The organism is Paenibacillus konkukensis (genome assembly GCF_023523925.1).
GTDB lineage: Bacteria > Bacillota > Bacilli > Paenibacillales > NBRC-103111 > Paenibacillus_S > Paenibacillus_S doosanensis.
In genome coordinates this window covers 6,820,090-6,843,484 of record NZ_CP027059.1, presented here as the reverse complement: position 1 = coordinate 6,843,484, position 23,395 = coordinate 6,820,090, and the positions used below count along the sequence as shown (strand labels likewise).

Genomic DNA, 23,395 nt, shown 5'->3' with positions numbered 1-23,395 from the left:
GTACAAACATCCAATGCGCTAGGATAATATCTTTGCCTGCCGGGTAACAGGCGAAACACTATGCTGCGACGCTGCCGGCGCATAGACATTCTACTATTTTTTCATCTAGGAGATATTAATCTATTACCGGAAGAAGCTCATATACGTATGCTATACAAGAAATGACGAAAGGAGTACAGAGATGAATCAGAAGCGATTTCATATTGCCATTGTCGGATTAGGCTACGTCGGACTTCCTCTGGCGCAATTGTTTTTGGAAAAGGGGCATACCGTCTACGGTATCGATGTCGACTCAAGCAAGATTCAGAAGCTGCAGCATCGGCAAAGCTATTTATCCGATTTTTCCGCAAAAGAGATTCGAAGGTTATTTGCCGACGGTACCTTTCACGTAAGCGAATCTTTCGATGCGGTCGGCCAAGCGGATGCGGTCATCATTTGCGTTCCTACCCCGCTGGATCAAGACAGCAAACCCGATTTGACCTATGTCAAACATGCGGTCCGCAATATTATGCCCCATTTGCATAAAGGGCATTTGGTCGTGTTGGAAAGCTCGACTTATCCGGGGACGACGGAAGAAGAATTGCAGCCCCTGATAGAATCGACAGGAATGGTTGTTGGAGTGGACGTGCACTTGGCCTACTCGCCGGAGCGTATCGATCCGGGAGCTCGCCGGAGTCCGCTGCATGAAATCCCCAAAGTGCTAGGAGGCGTATCCGGCCAATGTACTTCTTACGCCAAACAAATCTATGAGAGTGTTTTCCAAAATGTTGTCGTCGTCTCCTCTCCGAGGGTCGCCGAATTTACGAAAATACTTGAAAATTGCCAAAGGCTCGTCAATATTTCTTTCATGAACGAGCTCGCGATGATGTGCGAAAAAATGAACATTAACCTGTGGGAAGCCATCGACGCCGCAAGCACCAAGCCGTACGGCTTTACCCCCTACTATCCGGGCCCCGGAATCGGCGGTCACTGCATACCGGTCGACCCGCTCTATTTGCTGTGGAAGGCTAAGCAATATGATGTGGACCTGCAGTTTATCGAAGTGGCGCATAAGGTTAACGAATTCATGCCGGAGTATGTCGTGCAGCGGGTGACGCACAGCCTTGCAGGTAAACCGCTAACGGAGTGCGGCGTTCTGGTTATCGGAGTCACTTATAAAAAAGACGTCAACGATCTGCGCGAATCTACGGCGATTCCGATTATAGAAAAGCTTATGAAGCTAGGGATCAAGGTCAGCTTCCACGATCCGTATATTCAGGAGATTCGCGTCGGCGGTCAGCCTATGAAAGGAAGTCCGCTGACCAAACGAAATATCGAGCAGCAGGATTGCGTGCTGATCCTCACCGATCACTCGGGCATTCCTTATGATGGAGTTGCGGCTCACGCCAATCTGGTTATCGATACCCGCAATGCGATGAAGCATGTCGGCGATCGCGATCATATCGTCACAATCTAGGAAGAAACCACATGAATGGGGTGATAGAGCGAAATGAATATTCTCGTAACGGGAGGGGCCGGATTCATAGGTTCTCATCTAGTGCATCGTTTAATAGAGTTAGGACATCATCTATGGACATTGGACGATATGTCGACAGGCCGGCTGCATTTTTTGGACGAAGCGACGGAAAGCAATCGGCACTCGATGATCCACGGCTCGGTCACCGACAAAGCGCTGCTTGAGGGACTGATCGAACGCTGCGATGTCGTCTTCCATTTGGCCGCCGTTCTCGGGGTCAAAAACACCGTCGAAAATCCGTTGAAGGTCATTGAAGGCAATATCGACGGTACGCGGAACGTTCTTGAGCTGGCCATGAAATACGGCGCGAAGGTCGTCTTTGCTTCGACATCGGAAATTTACGGCAAAAACAGCAAGCTGCCGTTCAAGGAAGATTCGGACCGCGTGCTTGGCGACCCTTCGATTCACCGCTGGTGCTATGCGACGGCCAAAGCGATCGACGAGCATCTGTGCTTCGCCTACGCGGAGCAAGGGCTTCCGGTCACCGTCGTCCGCTATTTCAACGCGTACGGCCCGCGGCAAACCTCCTCGCAATACGGGGGCGTCGTGCCGCGGTTTATTAAAGCGGCTCTTGCGAGCGAGCCTTTGGAGGTTCACGGCGACGGATCGCAAATCCGCTGCTTCACCTTTATCCGGGATACCGTCGAAGGGACTGTCGCCGCAATGGAGCCTGCAGCTAACGGCCTGGCGTTTAATATCGGCTCGGAACGCCCGATCGCGATCGTCGATTTGGCGCATCGCATCGTGAAGCTGGCAGGCTCGTCTTCCCCCGTCGTATTTATTCCTCATGCCCAAGCATACGGTCCCGGCTTCGAGGATATGGCCGCCCGCATTCCGGATATATCGCGGGCCAGACGAATACTTCAGTACGAACCGTCCGTATCGCTGGAGGAAGGTCTGCAGCTGTCGATCGATTGGTACAAACGGCAACAGAAAGCGGGAGGATGAACTATGAAGGCTATTGTTACCGGCGGAGCCGGGTTCATCGGTTCCCATCTGGTCGAAGCGCTTCTCGCCAAAGGGATCAACGTGCAGGTCATCGATAATTTAAGTACCGGAAATCCCGATTACTTGCCCCCCGGCGTTCCTCTGCATCGCATGGATATCCGGAGCGAGGATGTGCGAGCGCTCTTGCTGCGCGAGCGCCCCGACGTCGTCTTTCATCACGCGGCCCAAGTCGACGTCCAGCGTTCCGTATCCGACCCCGGAGCGGACGCCTCGGTCAACATCGCGGGAACCGCCAATCTCGTTCACGCCTGCGCGCAGGCATCCGTGCAAAAAATCATCTACGCTTCCTCCTGCGCCGTCTATGGAGATTTGCAAACGACGCTCGTTCATGAAGACGATCCTACGCAGCCGATCTCCTTCTACGGCATATCCAAGCTGGCGCCCGAATCGTATTTGCGCGTATTTCACAGGCTGTACGGATTAAACTATACGATCCTTCGATATGCCAACGTGTACGGCCCGCGGCAAACCCCCAAAGGAGAGGGCGGCGTCGTTGCGATCTTCCTCGACCGTCTCCGGAAGGGTCTGCCTCTGATCGTCTACGGAGACGGAGAGCAAACGCGCGATTTCGTTTATGTCAAAGATGTAGTTAAGGCCAATCTGGCCGCCATTCACCGGGGAGATCGGCATACCGTGCAAATCGGAACCGCTGCGAGCGTCTCGGTGAACCGGCTGGTGCAGCAGCTGCAAGCTTTGCACGGGGTTCCGATCGCCGTTATGCGTGAGCCGGAGCGAGCCGGGGATATCCGGCACAGCTGCCTGAGCAATGCGAAAGCGTACGAGCAATTGGGCTGGACGGCCGATTACGATCTCGTTCAAGGCCTTAAGAGCACGTACGAATATGAAATGCGTACCGCAGAATAACGCGCTAAGCCCGGTCCCGTCAGTAAAACCTCCTGACAGTGCCGGGCTTAGATCGTTCTGCCGCTTAGCTAGACTTGCCCGCCAAGCTTATGAATATAGTCGGTCATCGAACTTCGATAGCGCCCGCGGGTTTGCTCGACCTCCAATTGGATGCTCGGCCAATGCCGCACCGTCCCCATCTGGGGGTGCCAGCGGTATCCGATCAGCGGCTCGTCTACAAAGGCAAACCGGTAACCGGCCAGCATGATGCGAAACCACAGATCGTAATCATGTGTATATGGCAGCGCTTCGTTGAATAAACCGATCTCCTCCAATAACCGGGCAGACATGACGACCGTGCAGCCGTTAATCGGATTCAAGGTCAGCATGGCAGAGCACAATGCGGCTTCATCCGCAAAACGCGGCGTGACATCGGTCTGTGTCACCAGACCGTTCTCATCCATCAAGTCGAACGAGCAGAAGCTGATCTCCGCTTGGCGTTCAAGCATAAAAGGGATTTGCACGGCCAGTTTATGCGGATAGAACAGATCGTCCGAGCTCAGCCAGGCGATATAGTCTCCGGAAGCCCGGCGAATGCCGTAATTTAATGCGCTGGCCGTGCCTCCGTTCGGCTTGCGCATATACAGGACGCGGTTCATCAAAGGGACAATTTTTCCGATCTCGCCGTACCGGTTCGACCCGTCGTCCACGACGATGATTTCGACGTTCGGATATGTCTGCGCAAGCGCGCTGGATATGGCCTGATAAGCGTACGGATCGTTGTAGAAAGGAATGACGATCGTCACTTTGGGATTCATCGGGCCCATTCCCCTTCCTGCGCATGCCCGTCGATCCAGTCGCGCAGTTCCTTCAGCATTTCGGGATAACCCGGAACCGGGTACTCCAGATCGGCGCGTGTGCTGCGCAGCGTCCGGTCCAGCGATTTGGCGCCGCGAGGCTCAAGGCAAACATCCCTCTTGCCGAAGACGTCTTGGATCAGCTTCAGCAAACCGTACTTGCTGATTTCGTACGGAGCGGTCAAATGCACAAGTCCGGTCAAGCGATCTCCGCGCTCCAGCGCATGGCGGATGAATTTGGCAAGCTCCAGCGTCGTCACGCCGTTCCAGCGCACCCGAACGAAGCCTTGTACCGTCCCGCGCTGCTTCATAAACCATTGCATCAGCCCGATCCCGTTCCGGCGAATTTCCGGTCCGATGATCGACGTGCGCACGGTCAGATGCGGAGCCCGCAGCACCTCGCCGAGCGCCTTCGTTCTCGCGTATACCGTCGTGCCGTCGGGCACGCGGTCTTCCTCGTAGGCCCCGGCCCCGGAAGCATCGCCGGAAAATACGCAGTCCGTGCTTATATGAATCAGACGCCCGCCAACCCGCTCCGCAGCTTCCGCGAGCAAATGCGGCAGAAGACCGTTAATACGGTACGCTTCCGTCACCTTTTGCTCGGCGTTATCGTTCAATATGCCGATGCAGTTGACGACGACATCGGGCCGCACGGCTTCTATCAGCCTTTTTACGGCTTCGTCGTCGCTCGCTTCCAAGTACAAACCGCTCCCCGGCCTATCCCGCAAAAGCTGTTCCCGGATCGTATAGAACACGTCGCAGCCGGTACGCTCGGATAAATATCGAACGAGCATATGGCCGGCCATTCCGCCGCCTCCGGTCACAAGAACTCTCATGGCAAAAAACCTCCCTTCAGCAGCATCCGTTCAATCTCGTGAAGGTTCATCAGACTTTGTCCCGAAGCGTAGCTTCCCGCAGCCGCCCGCGGAAATCGGGAGTAATATTTCTGAAGCCCCGGGATATCCAGCGGCGGCAAAATGACCATGTATTCGTCATCGTATAAAACCGTGTTATGCGACTCGTATTCGGAATACAAAATTTCTTCTATTTTCTCCCCCGGGCGCACCCCCAGCTCAACCATATCGACGTCCTTTTTGCCCAAAGCCTCGGAGAGCACCGCAGCTAAATCGACAATCCGGCAGCTGGGCATCTTCATCACGAACGTTTCCCCTCCGAGACCTTTTTCCGCGGCATGCAGCAGCATCGCTATCGCTTCCTGCAGCGTCAGGAAAAAGCGGGTCATCGCCTTGTCGGTGATGCCGATTTGATTTTTCTCCACGATCTGCTTGCGGAACACATGAATAACGCTGCCGTTCGTGCCGAGCACATTGCCCCCGCGGACGCAGACGAATTTCGTATCGGCGCTCGACAAATTCGCCTGCGTTATCAGCTTCTCGCCGATCGCCTTGGTCATGCCGTAGAAATTGACCGGGCTCGCCGCTTTATCCGAGGACACATAGATTACTTTCTTCACTTTCGCTTCGATAGCCGCCTCGATGACGTTTTGCGTCCCGGTCACATTCGTCTTCAGCGCTTCGAACGGCTGGTCCTCGCAAACCGGTACATGCTTGAGCGCAGCAAGATGAAACAAACAATCGACGTCCCGGCATGCTTTAAGCAGAGCCTGTTTATCCCGAATATCGCCGATGCAAAAGCGAAGCCGCGGATCGGAGAACGTATTCTTCATCGCCACCTGGTTCGCTTCGTTGCGGGTAAATACGATAATCTCCAGCGGATCGTATTTGCTAAGAAGCTGGGCGGTCAGCTCATATCCCCACGAGCCTGTACCGCCGGTAATTAAAATTTTGCGGCTGTCAAACATCGCTACATCCCTCCCAGTACAAATTTGACGACTTTATCGGATACGGCGGCATCCAGATAACCTTCCGGGCATACCCAATTTCTGGATAGGCGAAGCGCCAGCTTCACCGCGCCGACAATATTCGCGGCATCGACGCCGGCGACGATATTGCTGCCGCAATCGACCGTTTCCGGGCGTTCCGTGCTGGTGCGGATCGTTACGGAGGGAACGTGGAATATGCAGCATTCCTCCTGCACCGTGCCGCTGTCGGTCAAGACGCACAGAGCATGCTTCTCCAGATGCGCGAAATCGATAAATCCGAACGGTTCGTGAAATTCGACCAGCGGGTGCGTCGCAAGCGGGACGGAGCCGCCGATTCTCGCCCTTGTGCGGGGATGGGTGCTGCAGATCATGCGGTATCCGAACGACTCCGCGACCCGGTTAAGTCCGTCCATAATCCCTTGCAAGCGAAACGGATTGTCGACATTCTCGGCTCTGTGGATCGTGACGAGAAAATAAGGTTCGCCTCCAAGCCCCAGCTGCTCGCGGATGCGGCTTGCTTGAATTTGCGGCTCGTAATGCGTCAGCACCTCATAGATCGGATTGCCTGTCACGACGATGCAGCGGGCGGGAATTCCTTCCCCGAGCAGATTTTGCTTGCTCTGCGAAGTGTAGGGCATATTGACGCTGGAGACGGCGTCGATGACACGCCGATTTTTCTCCTCCGGCACATTCCGGTCGAAGCAGCGGTTGCCGGCTTCCATATGGACGACCGGAATATTCATCCGCTCGGCCAGGATGGCGCATAACGCGCTGTTCGTATCCCCGAGCAGCAGCACCTTATCCGGCTTTTCAGCCAGCAATATCGATTCGACCTCCCCGAACATCGCCGACAGCTGGCTGCCGAGCGAGTATCCCTGAGGCTTAATTTGGTAGTCCGGGTAACGGATGCCCAATTCCTGAAAAAAAATATCATGCAGCGTCGGCGTCAAATTTTGCCCGGTATGCACGACGGCATGCCGGTCCGCCAACTGATCGAGCTTGCTCATAATAAGGCTAAGTCGGATCATCTCGGGTCTGGTGCCGAGAATGGTGACGATGTTCACGGCAATCCCCCTTTCTGTTCGAATGTTGCGCCTGATGCCGGCAGATGCTCCGTTAACGGCTCTCCCCGGGGCATGAGACGCACTTGTTCATCGTCAAGCGTTACCGTCCTGCCAAGGTCAAAGCCCCGTATTTGCGCGCTGAGCGGCGAAGTAAACGGATAAAGACAGCCGTCCCGCAGCAAATAAATCGTCGCTTCGGTGCCGCGAACCAGCATGACCGAAGGACGATAGAGATGCCAAGGCGAATCCGTGCTGACGGGCGCGCCGGTCGGAAAGCGATGCAGCAGCTCATCCGGCACGAACCGGACATCCGACCATCTATATTGATAAAATTGGAACGCTTCTTCCGAAACGAACGGCCGCTTCCTGCCGTGTTCGAGAAGAAATACCGTCGGCGCGGTCTCTCCGCGATAGACGGCATTCATCTGCAGCTCCGGCAGAGAAGCGCATTGGCGCGAAGCCGCCGTTTCCTTCAGCTTCGCATGAAACCGCTGCAGCAGTCCGTCCAGCCGCCTCCGGTACGAGCGGATGCCGAACGCCGACTCCACCGCTCGCCGGATGTCCGCTTGCGCTCCCGCCTGCGCTTGCATCCGCTCCCGAACTTTGGCCGTCAGCCCGGCCACATCGCCCGCTTCCGCCAGCCATTCCCCGTATCCGGCGGCATTCAATATTTCCTCCAGTCCTCCCGACCGGTAGGCCACTACGCTTTTGCCGAAGACAAGTCCTTCCATAGCCGTCATCCCGAAGCCCTCCGGAACGAGGCTCGGCACAACGACGATATCCATAGCCGGGAACAGCGCCTGAATCCGCGCTTCAAACGCGATGTGATGAAACCGCTCGCCGCAGCCCGATTCGTCCATCAGCCTTTGACACCGCTCCATATACACGGCGTCCGTCGGCGTCCCGACGATCAGGAAGCGAACATGGGACGCTTGCTCCGCCAGCAGGACAGCCATCCGGATGAAATGGTCCAAGCCCTTCTCCGGATGCAGGCTCGCGGCGATATAACCGATAAGAAATTGGCGCTCCCGCAGTCCGAGCTCTTTCCGCTTGTCTCGGCGATAATCCCTCCATTGCTCCGGCTGCAGTTCATCCTGCAGCCACGTCGGCGGCAAGTAAACCAATTTATCGCTGAGTCCAATGGCGCGGAAAGGACGCAGAGCCGTTTCCGAAATACCAACGATCCAATCGGAATAGTGGTGAATAAGCTCTGCGGCTTCCGTAGAAGCGCTGTTCGCCCCGACAACCTCCGTAATCAGCCAGGCGACGGGAATTTCCAGTCGTTTGGCTGCGATAGCCGGCAGCGCATTGACGCAAGTGCTGACGGCTACCAAATCGGGCTGATGCAGCAGAAGCAGGTTCGTCAGAAGGGCATGCCGCTTCTGCTCCAGCATTCCCTGCACCTCCTGCGTCAGGCCTGCTTCCGATTCGTATACCGGCCACACGAGAGGAATATCGCATACGAGCGCAGACAAGCCTCTGCGCGCCGCCTCTTGGTACAAACGGCCTTGCTCGGGAACGACCAGCGTACAGTCAAAGCGCCGATTCGCCTCGGCCGCCAGCATCAGCAAATATTTCTCCGCACCGGTTATAAAGCGGCTTCCGCCAATATGCGAGAAAAGCATCATCTTCGGTCTGCCCATCCGCTCACCCCTAAATGAAAACAACCGTTTGCATGGCCGTCCCGATCAGACCGCCTCCTGAAGCCCCGCAGCGAAACCGGCATGAAACCCTTCGTTATAGGCCTGATCGAAGGCTTTATTGAAGGCTTGCGCATAGCTTTGCGTCTCCTGCGCTCCGCCCCTCCGGCGTTTGCCGGACCGTCTAACCGTCTTTCTCTTGCTTAACCGCGACATGGACTTGCGTGGCAGCCTGCCTGTTTTGCTGCGGCGGGATTTCGGCCGAACTCGCGCCTTCGCTTTTCGCTTGCCTCTTCCTGCCGCCGCTATCGTCACAGTCGCAGTCCGTTTTTCCGCTGAAAGCATGTTCATCCCTCCCTGAACAATTTGCATTATCCGAACAATATTTGCAGCAGCTGCGCCACGCGGTGAGGATACGTATGCTCCCGTATCGTTCGCCTGAGCGCGTTCAGCGCGATCGCCCGGCGCTCTTCTTCGTTGCGCAAATAGTAATCGATTTTGTACTTGAGCTCGTCGACGGAAGAGTAGGTGACAATTTCCGTACCGGGCGTATAAAACCGGGCCAGATCGTGGCGCACATCCGTCAGCTGCAGCGTTCCGCAAGCGGCGATTTCGAACGTGCGCGGATTGGGCGAAAGCGCCCCGATCAGCCGGCTGTTATTGTTAAAGCTGGCGTCATCCGTCGCCCGATGCAGATTAATGACGATTTTGCTGCCGTTATAGAAGCTCGCCGTTTCATCGGCATTCATCCATTTGTTCAAGTCGATTTTCGAAGCAAGCATCCGAAAATGACGCAGACGATCCCACCATATCCCCGATATATATACATGCTTATCCTTCAAATAAGGCGCCATCCGGTCGAAATAAGCGACCCGGTTCCAATAAGCGGACCCGATAAAACTGATGTCCCGGCGAAATGAGGTCGGAATCGGCTTCGGTCTGAACAGCCTTGTATTGGCCGCAAAAGGCAAATAATGAACTTGCCTGCAGCCGTTTTGCTTATAGAAGCCGACGCATTGCAGCTCCAGCGTAAAAACATGATCGTAATGCCTCACCATTTGTATCGTCATATCGGTATAATAAGGGTCATCCGTGAGCCATATTGCAGTGCTAATTCCTGCGGAACGTATCCGGTCGAGCTGCACCCCCGGAACGTTCATTCCTTCCAATACGATGACGGCGTCCGCTCCGCTTTGAATGGCAACGGACGCAAAGTCCTGCCCCGGCTGCACGACGATCAGCTCGCGTACCAGCCCGCGAAGCGCTTCGATCACCGATTCGTCCAAAGGGGAGTACGGGAGTCCTTTCCCGGACGTAACAAACGTCACCCTCTTATCCCACCATCCCAGCGAGGGAAGCGGATGTTGTCTGATGATCGCCTCGCAGCGTCCCAGATGATAACCGTAATCCGAGCCGGTACGGTAGCCCTCGGCCCAGCCGCTGCTCCAGCCGGCCCGCAAGTGATCAGGGCTCGGAGCAAGCTTCTTCGCTGCACGTTTGGCCATACGTTTGCTCTCCTCCTCCTTCCAAACGGGGTATTAGTAGCCGAGCATGCTCAGCAATTCATCCATACGGGTCATGAACGAATGATCCCGCAGCGTCCGCTTGAGCGCATTATAGGCGATTGCTTGGCGCTCCGATTCATGCGACAAGTAATACTTCAATTTGGCGATCAAATCTTCCGGAGAATGATACACGATAATTTCCTGGCCCGGCACGTACAACCTGGGCAAGTCGCTTCTTCCGTCCGTCAGCTGAAGCGCGCCGCAGGCCGCCATTTCATAAGTGCGCGGATTGACGGAATGAGCCGGTATATTCCGGCTGTTCCTATTATCCGTTTCATGAGAGTGAAACCGGTGCAAATTGATGACGATCTTGGCTCCGCTGTAATATTTGACCGTCTCCTCTATCGGCACATACCCGTCGCGTATGCGATGCCTAAGCAGCTTATGCTGAACAAGCCGATCCCACAACCCGCCGGCAATGACAAAGTCGGTTGTCGCCAAGAACGGCGCGATACGGTCGAAGAATGCCGCCCGGTTCCAGAATGCCATCCCGATAAAGCATATATCCGAACGGTATTCCGGACCGCTGTGCTGCGGACGGAACAGCTCCGTATCGGCCGCCAGCGGCAAATAACCGACCTGCCTGCAGCCTGCGCCGGCGTAAAACGAAACGCAGCTCTGCTCATGCGTAAGCACGACGTCGTAAAACCGAGCAATAGCAGCCGTATCATCCGTAAAGTAAGGATCGTCGACGAACCAGATGACCGTCCTAATCCCGAGCTCGCGAATCCGGCCGACCTGATACCCCTGATCGTTCGGGAATACATGAAGACCGTTTAAAACCAGCAGCACATCCGGGCGCTTCTCCTCGGCAAGCGACAGCATCTGCTGCGGAGTCCCGACGATCAGTTCGCGGACGCAATGCTGGAGTCCCCCGATAATCCCGTGATCGATAGCATGAAAGCCTTGCGGGATGTACAGCACGCGCAAGTTTCTCATCGCCGGCGCAGCCGGTCTTATTTGCGCGCGTATCGCTTCGCAGCGTCCCAAGTGGTATCCGTGCGACCATCCTAACTGTCTTCCCGCTCCTCTGCCCGCCTTTGCGCCCGCAGCCGTTCTGTCTGCATCAGGCGAAGCGGTTGCTGCGGCCGGCGTTTGTTTTTTTCCACGACGCAAGCGGGCTCACCTCCCTCCTGTCATCGAAACTTGGTAGACCAGTCGAAGCCTATCGCAGGGTCGTCGTAAGCAATCCGGTATTCATCCGGATGATTCGCGTCGTAGGCAAGATTGGTAAAATAGAGAATGGTTGCCGGCCCGCCGCCGAGCACCCGGTATCCGTGAGCGACTCCTCTTGGAATAAACAAGAGATACGGCTGGTTTTCCCCCATATAGTAAACGTCCGTTTGCCGGTACGAGGGCGAATCCGGGCGCATGTCGTGAAGCACGACCTGCGCATGGCCGCTGGGGAAATACCAGATATCATCCTGCAATTGGTGGTAATGAAACGCTTTGATGACCCCGGGAAACGACATGGACATCGATGCCTGGCCGAACCGCTCGAACATTTCATCGTCATTGCGCAGCAGCTCCATAAAGTATCCTCTGTCATCGGAATGTCTGACCAGGCTTTTGGTGTACACACCGTTAATCTTGTTCATTCCTCTGTTCCTCCTTTTCTTTATCCGGCAAATCATGCAATAAAAAGCTTTGCAGCGCATCTTGCCATAATCGGAATCGGGGGAATCCTTTGGTGCGAATGGAGATATCGTCCAGCGCCGAGTTTTCCGGCCTCGCCGCAGGAAGCTTGAACTGGTCGGCGCAGACCGGCTTCAGCCGAACATCGCTGTGCCCCAGAATTCGTATGATTTCCTGGGCAAATTCGAAGCGCGAGCACATCCCCCGGTTGGAAGCATGATAGACGCCGTAGTGTTCCGTCGCTATCAATTGCCCGATAAACGCGGCCAAATCGCGCGTATACGTCGGCGAGCCGAACTGGTCGCTCACCATGGTCAGCTCGCTGCGCTCCTTGGCCAGCGCCATTACTTTAGTGACGAAGTTGCTTCCGTAGACGCCGTACAGCCAAGAGGTGCGGACGATAAAATAGGAATCGCAAATGAGCTGAACGAACTTTTCTCCGTGCAGCTTGGAGTGTCCGTATACGCTGAGCGGATTCGTTCGGTCCTTCTCACCGTACGGTGAGCCTTTGGTCCCGTCAAATACATAATCCGTGCTTATATATACCATCTTGGCTCCGGTTTGACGGGCAGCCATCGCCACATTGCGCGAACCGTAGGAGTTAACCATATAAGCCTCTTCCGTCCGGCTCTCCGCCAAATCCACCTGCGTGTAGGCAGCCGCATGGATGACGGCATCCGGCCCGATCTCGCATGCTGCGGCCAGCACGGCGGCTTCATCGGCAACGTCCAGCTCTTTGCGTGTTAAGGCAACCACTTCATGCCGATCGGAAAGCACGCGGATCAAATCGCGGCCAAGCTGCCCTCCTGCCCCTGTAATGAGCAACTTCATCCGCCGTCCCCCCCGTTCGTGCGCTGTGAAGCGCTGTTTGGCCGGGAACCCGGCAGCTTGCTCCACCAGGCTTCATGATGCAGATACCATTCCACCGTCCGCTTCAATCCTTGATCCAGCGTACATTGCGGGCGCCAGCCTAGCTCTCTCTGGATTTTTCCCGAATCAATGGCATATCTGCGGTCATGTCCGGGGCGATCGGCAACGAATTGAAGCAATCTGTCCGGCTTGCCCAGCTCCGCCAATATATGACGGGCGATTTGCAGATTCGTCCGCTCGCTGCCGCCGCCGACGTTATACACTTGACCGGGCCGCCCTTGGCGGATCACCCGTTCGATAGCTGAGCAGTGGTCTTGAACGTACAGCCAGTCGCGGACATTCAATCCATCTCCGTACACGGGCACCGGCTCATCGCGCAAGGCTCTTGTGATAATGGTAGGAATCAGCTTCTCCGGGTACTGATAAGGACCGTAGTTGTTGGAGCAGCGCGTAATGACGACGGGCATTCCGAATGTTTCGTAATAAGCCCGTGCCAGAAAATCCGCTCCGGCTTTGCTCGCCGAGTAAGGGCTGTTGGGAGCAAGCGGCGTCGTCTCCGTAAACAAACCGGCGCTTCCCAGTGTGCCGTATACTTCGTCCGTAGACACCTGGATGAATTTGGATACCCCATGCGTACGCGCTGCTTCCAGCAACGTCTGCGTTCCCAGCACATTGGCGCGCACAAATGACTGCGGGTCGGCAATACTGCGGTCGACATGCGATTCCGCCGCAAAATGAACGACGATATCGATCTTTTCCTCTTGAAACGCTTCGTTTACCTTCATCCGGTCGGCCACATCTCCGCGAATGAACCGGTACTGCGGAAGGCCGCTTACCGAAGCCGTATTCTCCGGATTGCCCGCGTAAGTCAATGCATCGTAATTCATGATGCGGTCTTCCGGATGTCTCTCCAGCCAATACAACACAAAGTTGCTTCCGATAAACCCCATGCCTCCGGTTACAAGCAGCGTGCTCATAGGCGGTCACGCTCCAGTAATTTCATTCCCGCGTCGAGCAAGGACCGATGCGTCCCGGCATCGACCCACCATCCCGATAGCAGGCTGTGCGATAAAGCGCCTCGCTCGGCATACACATTGTTCAAATCGGTAATTTCAAGCTCCCCTCGGGCGGAAGGCTGCAAGGTTCGAATAATATCGAATACTTGATCGTCGTATAAATAAATTCCCGTGACCGCATAATCCGAAGGCGGGTTCGCCGGCTTTTCCAAAATTCGCGCGATACGTCCCTGATCGAATACGGGCACTCCGTACCGCCTCGAATCCTTCATTTGCTTCAAAAACACATGCGCTCCCGTGCCCTGGCTCTCGAATTTTTGTACCTGCGCGTTCAAGGAATCCTCGAATAAGTTGTCGGCCAAAATAAGAAGCAGCTTCTCTCCGGGCAGCGTGTATCCTTCGGCCAAGGCCAAGCCTTGAGCAATGCCTCCGGCATTTTCCTGAATTTTGTAACATATTTCCACTCCCCACTGCTGTCCGAGGCCGATATAATCCATGTACAATCCTGCCGATTGTTTCCCGATAATAAGCAGCACTTGTTTAATACCGGCTTCGGCCATTTTTTCGATGGCGTAATGAATCATAGGATGCTTACCGACCGGCAGCAGATGCTTGTTAACGATGCTCGTCATCGGCCGCAACCGCGTCCCGGTCCCGCCTGCCAATATAACACCTTTCAATATTGCTCCCTCCTTCGCTTATTCAGCTTCTGGATGAATTGCCATGCTGATATCATATGCTCTTGCCGATATACACTAATGGACTTATACCGCATTACCGTAAAAATTGGCTGCTGTCCATCTTGGACAAACGCCAAAACCGCCCGTAAATGACGGACGGTTCTTTGTATAATTTCAATTGGAATCGATAGGATGTATTTCCTGACCGGACAAATACTGCTCGATAACGGCGGGATGCTTGCTCTGAAAAGGCTCCGTTCGAATCTCGTACTGCTGCGTTCGAAAGTTCCAGTCGGGCTCTCCCGTGTTATCGTACCGATTGACATCTCCCCTGCGGTTATCGTTAAATTTAATGCGGGGGCCGATCGCGTAATGGTAGTGATAAAGCGGAATGTCGACATGCGCGCGCGGGAGATAAAAGATTCTTCGCCCGTTCAGCTCCATAAAGCAATGTCTTTTCTTATCCTCGTAGCGTATCCCGATATGATGGCGCCACATTCGAATAATGTTGTTGGACCAACGCTCGTCTCCTGCAGTATTGACGCGAACGGTATACGGGTCCTTCCAAAAGTTAACGAACGGAAATTCGAAGACATCGACGTCCGTGCGCTCCATCATTTCGGGAAGCGCTTCGCAAATCCGGTCGTCGAATACTTCATCCGCATCCAAATTCATTACCCAATCCCCTGTCGCCTGCTCCAGCAAAAAATTGCGCACCTTCGGCTGATCCCAATCCTGATACGGCAACCCGGTTTGAGGCAGCGAAAATACTTTAATGTTATAGTGCTGCTGGAACCGTCGAATCCATTCCATGCTCCGGTCCGTGCTTCCTCCGTCGGCAATCAAAATTTCGTGGGCGTACGCCGTAGCGCTTTTCAAATACATCGGCATAAACGTCTCTTCGTTTAATATAGGCACAATAATGCTCAACTTCACCGTCATCACCCCTGCTTGATCATTGTCCCTTATTATTCTATGATCTTGCATCACGAACGGAAGGGCTGACGTTCGGAAATGGAATTAAAGGCTGCCCCCATCCTCAGACTTGTCTCCTGGAGATGATCCGCTCCAGCCGGAATTGTTCCCCGGGATCGAACTTCCGCCCACTCTTCTCGACAACGGCGTAACCGTCAAACACCTGCAAGCTCGAGATATAGGCGGAGCTTGAGCTCCCGACGGCTTCCGCCAGATCGAATATAAGTCTTGTCAGCTCGATTTTATCCCGCCAGATCGAGTCCTCCCGTTGGCAAGCGGCGCTATGCGACCAGTTCCAATCCTCGATAATATATAGTCCTCCCGGACGGAGAAGCGGGAACAGCGCTTCGAAGCTTTGCTTGGTCGCCTCATACATATGCGATGCGTCGTCAAAAACGAGATCGATGCCTTCCGGCAATTCGGCCAGAGCGATTTGTCTTAGCCGGGCGGTATCGGCTTGGTTCGTTTTCCAATACGTTTTGATCCGGTCGCTCAGCCCATTTTGGGCGATATAGCGTCTGAAATAATCATTTTCCTTGTTTTCCCGAAGATCGGCGCCGACGATTTTTTTCGGTTGAAAAATTTCATGCCATAAGGCGATGCTCCCTCCCGAAAACATGCCCAGTTCGAAAATATAGCTGGGGGTAAAGCCGCTTTTTTGCCCGAAATACGCTTTATAGCTGTCCATTAGCAATTTGTTTTTAATTAGTAACAGACAGTCGTCTCCGAGCTCCCACGTCGCGTCATTTTTATAATATTGCAGACGAAACACAAGATCGTTCATCAGCATTCTGTCCGGAAGCCATGACATCTTATCGAAGTATGCACCCATTTGCCATCCCCTCTCTGGAACTATTCCCAGCAGTATATGACGAAACTATCGATTCCGAAATAAACTATCAACCCGCACATCCGTAATCGGGCGCGCAATCTAGTGATACTTGCTGTTCCTTCCTCATCATTTCCTTGTATATAGTAAGTAGAGAACATATTTCAGGAGGGAAAAACAATGAATCAGCTAGAAAAAGTATCCTTTGCGGATTCCAATACTGCTTTTTATGTGAATTCCGGGGAGCATCGCGGAAAACATTTGGCGAAAATAGGCGGGATCTCTCAGCCTGCCGTAACCGGCTTCTGGAGAAGATCCGTCCGGCAGTGGAAGCCGACGATTTTGCTGGACATCGGGGTCAATTACGGAGAAATTATTTTTTCGACGACTTATCCGGACCATGCTTTGATCATCGGGATTGAAGCGAACCCGCAGCTTGCCCCCATTATTGAGAAATCGCGGCAAGAGCATCCGAATCGCGGGCAAATCCGGATGATCTACGCCTTGGCCTCAGACTGCGAGACGGAGGGGCAAAATTTTTATGTAGATAAATATTGGTCGGGAACCTCATCGGCCGTTCCGAATGTGAACCAGCATTTATTTGAGGTTCATAAAGTGAACAGTATTAAGGTAGATTCGCTGTTTCTAAACCGTCCGCTTGCCGACGAACGGCTGCTTTTCAAAATTGACGTCGAAGGCTATGAGGGACATGCGCTTGCAGGGATGAGCCGTCTGGTCAGCGAATGCGGAAGCGTGTTAGGCAACATCGAGTTCAACAACAGCTTCCTAGAAAAAGCCGGCGTCCGCATCGAGGAGTTTTTTGCATTTTTGAACGTCCATTTTCATGTTTACATTCATACGAAGGGAGACAGCTTCATTACACTAAACCGGTTAAATATGCAAAACCTTCAATCCTTCTTCAAAAGGGACGATATCGACACTCATCTTCTGTTAGCCTCGAAGAACGAAGATGTGCGGCAGCTCGGTTTCCACATCACGCCGGTCGATTTGTAAAAACGCCAAAAAGCCGGCCTCCCGATGCATGATCGTCATCCGGGAGCTGCCGGCAGCTTTATATTTATAAAGTCTCACTTAATAGTGCAGTTATTTGCCGCATCAGCTTCGCCATATTATCCTCGCAATAGACGAAGGAATCCGGAAGCCTAAGGGTCATCCCCGGGTCTTGACCATGGTAAGAAGTTCCATCCACGGCATGGAAGCGCGAAGTCCAGGACAGGCCGGCGGGGTTCGTATATCCGCAGTACACGATCAGATCGAACATCGTCTCCCGGAACAGATCGATCCGGTTCGTTAAATAAAAGGACGGCCCGACTTTCCGCGTACCGACAAGCGGCTTGTCATGGTACGTGTCTGCATAGGTAATGACCAAGTAGCTATCATCCTCGATCAACGCTTCCGCCATATACTGCCAGCGCCTTTTAATGACCCGCCACTGTCCGTCCCCCAGCAGCAAAATGCTCTTCTTCCCCGACTGACGCACTTTCTCGGCGATGGCCGCCGGCTCGAAGATCTCATGGAACGGCGTCGCCGGAGGCTTCGGCGGTACCCACGTAAGCCCCCATTTTTGCTCGAAGTATTGCTTGTTTTTATTCCATAAGGCGGCGTAGCGCTCACTTTCCATTTTTTTGAAGGAGATGCTGCCGTGATGATATACGAAGGCATCTTCGATTATCGCCAATCGATACCCGGCCTGCCTCACTCGGACGCAATAATCGTCATCCTCAAACATCCCGATTTCATACCCGCAGTCCAGCTCGCCTACCGTTTCGTACACCTCTCTCTTCATCGCCACGCAAAAAAAGCCGAGCAAATCCGTATAGCGGATACGTCCTTTATAGAAGTAATAAAAATCGGCCAGCCAATGAGGATCGGCACCGTGAATACGATCTCCGACAAAATGATCGAGCATCTGGTCGTTCCCCACATGATTGGACATGGGAGCGACCATGCCCAGGTCCGGGCGATCCCGCAAAGGCTGAATCAAGCGGGGCAGCCAGCCGGGCGGGACGATCGTGTCGTTGTTGAGCAGTACGATATATTCCCCCGTCGAGGCATTGCAGCCCAGTCCGTTTCCTCCGGCAAATCCCTTGTTGTCCCGAGAATGAATAATTTTGAGCAGGGGATGGGTCATCCGGGACAGCGCGCTTCGCGTTTCGTCGTTGGAATTATTGTCCACTACAATAACTTCCAGATTCGGGTAATCGGTGTTTTGAAACAGACTCTCCAAACACTGCTTCGTATAAGACCATTGATTATAGCTGACGATGACAATGCTCACTCTCGGATAAAACAGCCGATGAATCGCCTTATCGAGCTCCTTGTATCTGGTATCCCAAGTATTGGCTTGGGCGAATTGCTTTCTTCCCGCAACATGCGTTCTCTGGTTTTCGGACAAAGCTTGAACGACGGCCTGTTCGAACTGTTCCGGAGTTTCGGCGGTGTAGACCAGCCCGCCCGCCGTTTCCAGCTCCGGCAGCTTTACGGAGACGACGGGCTTACCGGCTGCTAAATATTCATACATTTTTACCGGGTTGGTGGCCAGCGTCAAATTGTTCACGAGAAAAGGAATTAGGCATACGTCGAAGCGGTGCACATACCTCGGCAGCTCATGATAAGGCTTCTCTCCCGTTAAGATCACATTATCCAAATGCTGAACAACCGAGACGTCGCAGCCGAACGTATGGCCGATCAGGACAAAGGTCCAATCCCGGTTCCGGCTCGCCAAATAAGCGATTAAATGAATATCGAACCAATCCGCTATAGCTCCGTAATAGCCGATCACAGGTCCCGCGAGCCCCGCGACTTCAGGAGCCGGCAGTTCCGGAGCCCGGGAGAAATGGCGGTAATCCACCGCATTTCGTATAAGCGTCGTCGATCGATTAAGCCGGGCGGCATAGTCGAACAAACGCTGCGACGAAGTGACGACCATATCGGCGTCTCTGGTCAGTTGCTCCTCGGCAAGGAGCATCTCCGAAGAATTGCTGCTGAACCCCGCATGATCGTCCATACAATCATAGATGACCTTATTGCTCTCTAAACTGAAAGCAAGAGGCGCCCAGAAGGGCAGATCAATGATCGAAACCGTATCGTTCATTTGAAACAATTGCCGCAAATATTCGATGGACCACCTTAAATACCGCAAATCGGCCGGATCTTCTATTTTATCCCGATACAAATTCAACGGATGACGGCTGCAAAGCTGTACCCGCCAAATCTGCTCGTCAAGCCGTTGAATCGTAACGGCCCTGGATATGTCTTCGAAGGAGGCGTCCTCTTGCTCCAAGGCGCGCATGACGGTGGAAAAATAAAACACCCGATGGCCTTGACGGGCGAATTGAACCGACAATTGTTGAGGTCTCTGCCATCTGAAATTCCAATCAATGACCGGAAATCGTAAAACATCGTAGACCTTCCCGGAATGCTCATCATTTCTCGCTAAGCTTTCACCCGCCTCCGTCTGTTTTTGCGAAAGAGGGCGATCCTCGTGCATGACCGATTGGACAATCGCCGGACGGCCGTTTTGGTCTTGGTTCATCAGAGAAACATTCCTTCCTTTAGCAAAAATGTGACGCCAGACTTCTCCCGCATCCAAACGCGCCGAGCTTTGACGCTTTTCCTCGGGAAAACTAGGCTGGGGGATTTTGGGGTCACTCTAGTTTACATTATGTTAGACTAAACCGGTTTGTACATTTGCTTGGCAAAAATAGTCAAACCCCCTCTCTCCTCGGTTTGTCCGGTCCGCTGTCCGCTTGCAAATTCAAGCGACTACATTAACGCTTTCATGAAAAAATAGGTTGAAATCCGCTCAAAAAAATAGGTAGATTCATTATCTTTGAAATAGATAAGGTACCTTGCCAACACAAAGGACATAACGTAAACATGTAAAGTCATTTTATTTAAGGAGAGTGAGTGTCATTGTCCCTCGTAAAAAGATGCATCGTCATTACCAAGAAGTGCGTTACGAAGGTACAACCGCGAAAAAAAAAGCCGCATAAACCCTCAAAGCCGCTTCTTCAACGGTTCAGGGAACTCAGTAGACGGTTTAGGCTGTTTAGACTGCTGGTCATCCGCAGAATTAATCGGCTTACCCGCGCAGTGAACCGGGTTACCGCAGCGGTCAACAACTTGCAGGAAGAAGTTTCCGCTTTAGTTGCTTCTAATGAATCAATCAAAAACCTTCTACTGTCGCGCGTCGGCACAACGGTTTCCATCGAAACGATTTCCGGTCCCGTTTCGGGCAAACTGCTTGGCGTCGGTAAAGATTTCGCTCAAATTCTTGAGCCGACAGGGGATAATGTTTTGATTCCGATCATCAACATTACTTCGGTTAACTTATAAAAAGGAAGTGAGAATATGGATTTTTTTGAGGCTCTGACCGGAGCCATCGGTGCGACCATAGAAGTTTTTTCTCCGAATCGATTTATCGAGGGGACGCTGGTTCGATCTGGAGAGGGTTCATTCGACGTGCTGGTCACTAGCGGAAGCTACGCTACGCCTACAACGACGGAAAGATTTTTCATTCAAAATGTAAGTTATGTAAGAATACACTCTTAAAATCGGCAAGCCAGGCGGGAAGAAGCTTACTCACTCTTCCCGCCTGCTTTCCATTCAGCCTGCTTCATCCACGCTTTCCACGCTTCGTACCGTCCGCTCATGCGGTGAGTTATGCTTCCCCTTCTAAGCCTTCGATGATATAGGGGCGTCCGGACATAACGGACAGGATACCGGAAGGAGATGCGCAGCAATATTTGAAAATCTTCGTACAGCCGGCCTTCGAAAGGATCTGTCGTTAACCAGCCTCCTAGCTCCTTCAGCACTTGCACGCGATAGAGCCTCGGGGCAAGCGGCCTGGCGGTCGTCAGAAGACCGCTCGCGGAAAATACCGGCATCGACCCGCCTTCCCGTCCGTAGACGAGCTCCTGATTAGCCCGCTCATGCCATTCAACATGATCGGCATACCATGCTCCTGCGCCGGGCATGCCTTCCGCATGATCCATAAGCCTTTGCAGACATTCGGGCGCCAGCCAATCGTCCGCATCCAGCTCCAGCAGCCAATCCCCCCGGGCTGCGGATAAAGCAAGATTAAGACAATGCGATTTGCCGCGATTGCCGTCGTTGCGAATAATCCGCACATTCGGAGCGGTTAACGGCTCAAGCCGGCTTTGGGTCTGATCATCCGAAGCATCGTCGACGACGATTAATTCCCAATACGGGTAAGTTTGGGCAAACACGCTGCGAATTGCCCAGCGAATATAATCGCCGTCATTATAGGTGCAAATCACGACAGTTACCGTCGGGTAAATATGTTGGCTCGGACAAGTCCGCTCTCGGGCAGTCAATGCCGGATACACCCATTCCCATTCTTTCTCGGGCCGCCGCCATCCGGGTATGCTCCGCCGATGAGGATGCCAGCCGTCGCCGGACAATTCTTCCCACTCCCAGGCTGGACTCAAGCGATGCTGCTTTTCCAGCAAAATAAACGATTCAAAAGGAAATTCTTCCTTCGCGGCAAAACCGGGAGAAGCGTCCGATCTCACTGCATCGGTTCTCCAGACTAGCGGCCCCCTTGGAATATCCGGCAGGTGCTTGCCTTTGACGGTCTGCTTCACCAGCATGCCTGCGGTTCGGCCTGGGCATCTCTCCATTCGCCGCTCCATTTCATGCAGAAGCACAGGACTGAACGTTTCTCCGGCGTATAATGTTATAAAAAAAGGATCGTCTGATGCAGCGATAACTTGATTCATGACCGTCGCCGGGTTGGCGTCGAGGAATATCGTCTGACAGCCGTCGGGACATACGGCGTCAAGACTTCTTTGCGTATGCTGTGCAGCCGGGTGGTGACGGGAATCCAGAATGAAGACGATCATGGGAAGCCTGCTTTCCATAGAAAGTTACCATGTATCTTATGATTCCCGATAAGAAGTGGTTCCTTCGGCATATGCATATAAGAGGAGATTTATGAAAGGAAGGGGCGATCGTTCGTGAGCATCATTATTTATCCTCCTACTATCGACTGGGGCTGGATGAAGCAGAGGCCTCAGCATTTGATGAGCCAGTTGGCGAAGAAGGGACATCATGTGTACTTTTGCAATAAAACCCAGACGAGGCAGGCCATGCAGGAGATCGAGCCGAATTTATTTCTCGTTCACCATCATCGGGACTGGCTGGAGCATACTTGGCCCGGACTCCGCCAAACATACGGAGAAACGGTTGGCGTATGGTCGACCCTCCCCTCTCAAGCTTCGGAAATAACTATATATTCGCCGGATTGGGTCGTGTACGATTGCGTAGATGAATTTGCGGAGTGGCATCGTTATGAACAGGACATGGTCCGGCTCTCCACCTGTATTGTTTGCACTTCCGAGCGGCTGTACGAACGTCTGCGCCGAACTTATCCGGGCATGCGCATCGAAATGATACGAAACGCGTACGACGAGCAAATGAATCTTCATCTCCCTCCCCCCGCTCTCGGCGGGCAAGAGGAAGAATGCCGCGAGTGGAACGAAGACAAGGAGCTGATGTCCTCCGATACGAAACGGATCGGATACATCGGCGCTTGGGCTCCTTGGGTCGATGAATTGCTGATTAAAAAGCTATCGCTTCTCGGCAATGCGCAAATGATCGTCATCGGCCCGGAATACGGCAAAAAATACGACATCATCGGCCGCTCCCACCATGTTCGCTTTCTGGGTCTTAAGCCGCATTGCCTGCTGCCCGGCTATATCCGCCGCTTATCCGTATGTATCATTCCTTTCCTAATAACGCCGGTGACGCTGGCCACGAACCCCGTCAAAGCCTATGAATATTTGGCCGCCGGAAAGCCCGTGGTGAGCACCAACATGCCGGAATGCCGTCTGATGAGCCCGCATATCGACGTGGCCGACAACCACGAGCAATTCATCGACGCCGTCATCCGCCGGCTGCGTGACCCGGGGGATGGCGCTGTCAGAACCGCCTATGCGCTCGAACATACTTGGACCCGCCGGGGAGAGCAGGTTCAGCGGCTGCTGGCGACATTCTGAACGATTGCCGG

22 protein-coding genes are annotated in these 23,395 nt (G+C 53.6%); 6 read left to right on the top strand and 16 right to left on the bottom strand.

Features of this window, described 5'->3' with window-relative positions; translation table 11 throughout:
• The first annotated feature begins 181 nt into the window (after window positions 1-181).
• Genes SK3146_RS29680 through SK3146_RS29670 form a run of 3 tightly spaced genes read left to right on the top strand, consistent with a single transcriptional unit; the run spans window position 182 to window position 3,388 of the window.
• Window positions 182-1,456 carry a nucleotide sugar dehydrogenase gene (locus SK3146_RS29680; protein WP_249862164.1) on the top strand — a complete coding sequence of 425 codons (1,275 nt, stop codon included), beginning with the start codon at window positions 182-184 and terminating at the stop codon, window positions 1,454-1,456.
• A gap of 33 nt (window positions 1,457-1,489) precedes the next feature.
• Window positions 1,490-2,464, top strand: coding sequence for an NAD-dependent epimerase/dehydratase family protein (locus SK3146_RS29675; RefSeq protein WP_249862163.1), 975 nt, complete (start codon window positions 1,490-1,492; stop codon window positions 2,462-2,464).
• Window positions 2,465-2,467: 3 nt separating this feature from the next.
• Entirely contained in the window at window positions 2,468-3,388 is a 921-nt protein-coding gene (locus SK3146_RS29670) for an NAD-dependent epimerase/dehydratase family protein (RefSeq protein WP_249862162.1), read from the top strand.
• Window positions 3,389-3,456: 68 nt separating this feature from the next.
• On the opposite strand, the gene SK3146_RS29665 is transcribed toward SK3146_RS29670, so the two are convergent.
• The 14 genes from SK3146_RS29665 to SK3146_RS29600 form a co-directional block, all read right to left on the bottom strand.
• Complete coding sequence (locus tag SK3146_RS29665; protein ID WP_249862161.1) at window positions 3,457-4,185, bottom strand: glycosyltransferase; 729 nt, start codon at window positions 4,183-4,185, stop codon at window positions 3,457-3,459.
• A complete protein-coding gene (locus tag SK3146_RS29660) occupies window positions 4,182-5,060 on the bottom strand; it encodes an SDR family oxidoreductase (RefSeq protein ID WP_249862160.1) in 879 nt (292 codons plus the stop codon). The genes SK3146_RS29665 and SK3146_RS29660 overlap by 4 nt, the downstream gene beginning before the upstream one ends.
• Window positions 5,057-6,046 (bottom strand): polysaccharide biosynthesis protein, encoded by a 990-nt coding sequence (locus SK3146_RS29655; protein ID WP_249862159.1) that lies wholly within the window; start codon window positions 6,044-6,046, stop codon window positions 5,057-5,059. Before SK3146_RS29655 ends, SK3146_RS29660 begins: the two co-directional genes overlap by 4 nt.
• Before the next feature lie 2 nt (window positions 6,047-6,048).
• A complete protein-coding gene (gene wecB, locus SK3146_RS29650) occupies window positions 6,049-7,131 on the bottom strand; it encodes a non-hydrolyzing UDP-N-acetylglucosamine 2-epimerase (RefSeq protein WP_249862158.1) in 1,083 nt (360 codons plus the stop codon).
• Window positions 7,128-8,774 carry a glycosyltransferase family 4 protein gene (locus SK3146_RS29645; RefSeq protein ID WP_249862157.1) on the bottom strand — a complete coding sequence of 549 codons (1,647 nt, stop codon included), beginning with the start codon at window positions 8,772-8,774 and terminating at the stop codon, window positions 7,128-7,130. Before SK3146_RS29645 ends, wecB begins: the two co-directional genes overlap by 4 nt.
• A gap of 45 nt (window positions 8,775-8,819) precedes the next feature.
• Complete coding sequence (locus tag SK3146_RS29640) at window positions 8,820-9,116, bottom strand: hypothetical protein (RefSeq protein WP_249862156.1); 297 nt, start codon at window positions 9,114-9,116, stop codon at window positions 8,820-8,822.
• A gap of 26 nt (window positions 9,117-9,142) precedes the next feature.
• A complete protein-coding gene (locus SK3146_RS29635; RefSeq protein ID WP_249862155.1) occupies window positions 9,143-10,276 on the bottom strand; it encodes a CgeB family protein in 1,134 nt (377 codons plus the stop codon).
• 33 nt (window positions 10,277-10,309) lie between these two features.
• Complete coding sequence (locus SK3146_RS29630; protein ID WP_249862154.1) at window positions 10,310-11,452, bottom strand: CgeB family protein; 1,143 nt, start codon at window positions 11,450-11,452, stop codon at window positions 10,310-10,312.
• Between the two features lie 20 nt (window positions 11,453-11,472).
• Entirely contained in the window at window positions 11,473-11,934 is a 462-nt protein-coding gene (locus tag SK3146_RS29625; RefSeq protein WP_249862153.1) for a dTDP-4-dehydrorhamnose 3,5-epimerase family protein, read from the bottom strand.
• Entirely contained in the window at window positions 11,921-12,802 is an 882-nt protein-coding gene (rfbD, locus tag SK3146_RS29620) for a dTDP-4-dehydrorhamnose reductase (RefSeq protein WP_249862152.1), read from the bottom strand. The genes SK3146_RS29625 and rfbD overlap by 14 nt, the downstream gene beginning before the upstream one ends.
• A complete protein-coding gene (rfbB, locus tag SK3146_RS29615; RefSeq protein WP_249862151.1) occupies window positions 12,799-13,818 on the bottom strand; it encodes a dTDP-glucose 4,6-dehydratase in 1,020 nt (339 codons plus the stop codon). The genes rfbD and rfbB overlap by 4 nt, the downstream gene beginning before the upstream one ends.
• Entirely contained in the window at window positions 13,815-14,537 is a 723-nt protein-coding gene (locus SK3146_RS29610; RefSeq protein WP_249862150.1) for a sugar phosphate nucleotidyltransferase, read from the bottom strand. Before SK3146_RS29610 ends, rfbB begins: the two co-directional genes overlap by 4 nt.
• Window positions 14,538-14,711: 174 nt before the next feature.
• Complete coding sequence (locus SK3146_RS29605; RefSeq protein ID WP_249862149.1) at window positions 14,712-15,473, bottom strand: glycosyltransferase family 2 protein; 762 nt, start codon at window positions 15,471-15,473, stop codon at window positions 14,712-14,714.
• A 103-nt stretch (window positions 15,474-15,576) separates the two neighbouring features.
• On the bottom strand, window positions 15,577-16,323 hold the full coding sequence (locus SK3146_RS29600; RefSeq protein ID WP_249862148.1) for a class I SAM-dependent methyltransferase: 747 nt from the start codon (window positions 16,321-16,323) through the stop codon (window positions 15,577-15,579).
• A 198-nt stretch (window positions 16,324-16,521) separates the two neighbouring features.
• Here SK3146_RS29600 and SK3146_RS29595 point away from each other — a divergent pair, with 198 nt between their 5' ends.
• A complete protein-coding gene (locus SK3146_RS29595) occupies window positions 16,522-17,355 on the top strand; it encodes an FkbM family methyltransferase (RefSeq protein WP_249862147.1) in 834 nt (277 codons plus the stop codon).
• Window positions 17,356-17,419: 64 nt separating this feature from the next.
• Here SK3146_RS29595 and SK3146_RS29590 read toward each other — a convergent pair whose 3' ends face one another.
• Entirely contained in the window at window positions 17,420-19,897 is a 2,478-nt protein-coding gene (locus tag SK3146_RS29590) for a glycosyltransferase (RefSeq protein WP_249862146.1), read from the bottom strand.
• Between the two features lie 560 nt (window positions 19,898-20,457).
• On the opposite strand from SK3146_RS29590, the gene SK3146_RS29585 reads away from it, so the two are divergent.
• The gene (locus SK3146_RS29585) at window positions 20,458-20,700 is read left to right on the top strand and encodes a hypothetical protein (RefSeq protein ID WP_249862145.1); all 243 of its coding nucleotides are present in this window, start codon (window positions 20,458-20,460) and stop codon (window positions 20,698-20,700) included.
• A gap of 242 nt (window positions 20,701-20,942) precedes the next feature.
• Here SK3146_RS29585 and SK3146_RS29580 read toward each other — a convergent pair whose 3' ends face one another.
• Entirely contained in the window at window positions 20,943-22,229 is a 1,287-nt protein-coding gene (locus tag SK3146_RS29580; protein WP_249862144.1) for a glycosyltransferase family 2 protein, read from the bottom strand.
• A gap of 114 nt (window positions 22,230-22,343) precedes the next feature.
• Between SK3146_RS29580 and SK3146_RS29575 the strand changes: the two genes are divergently transcribed.
• Window positions 22,344-23,384 (top strand): glycosyltransferase, encoded by a 1,041-nt coding sequence (locus SK3146_RS29575; RefSeq protein ID WP_249862143.1) that lies wholly within the window; start codon window positions 22,344-22,346, stop codon window positions 23,382-23,384.
• Window positions 23,385-23,395: the final 11 nt, after the last annotated feature.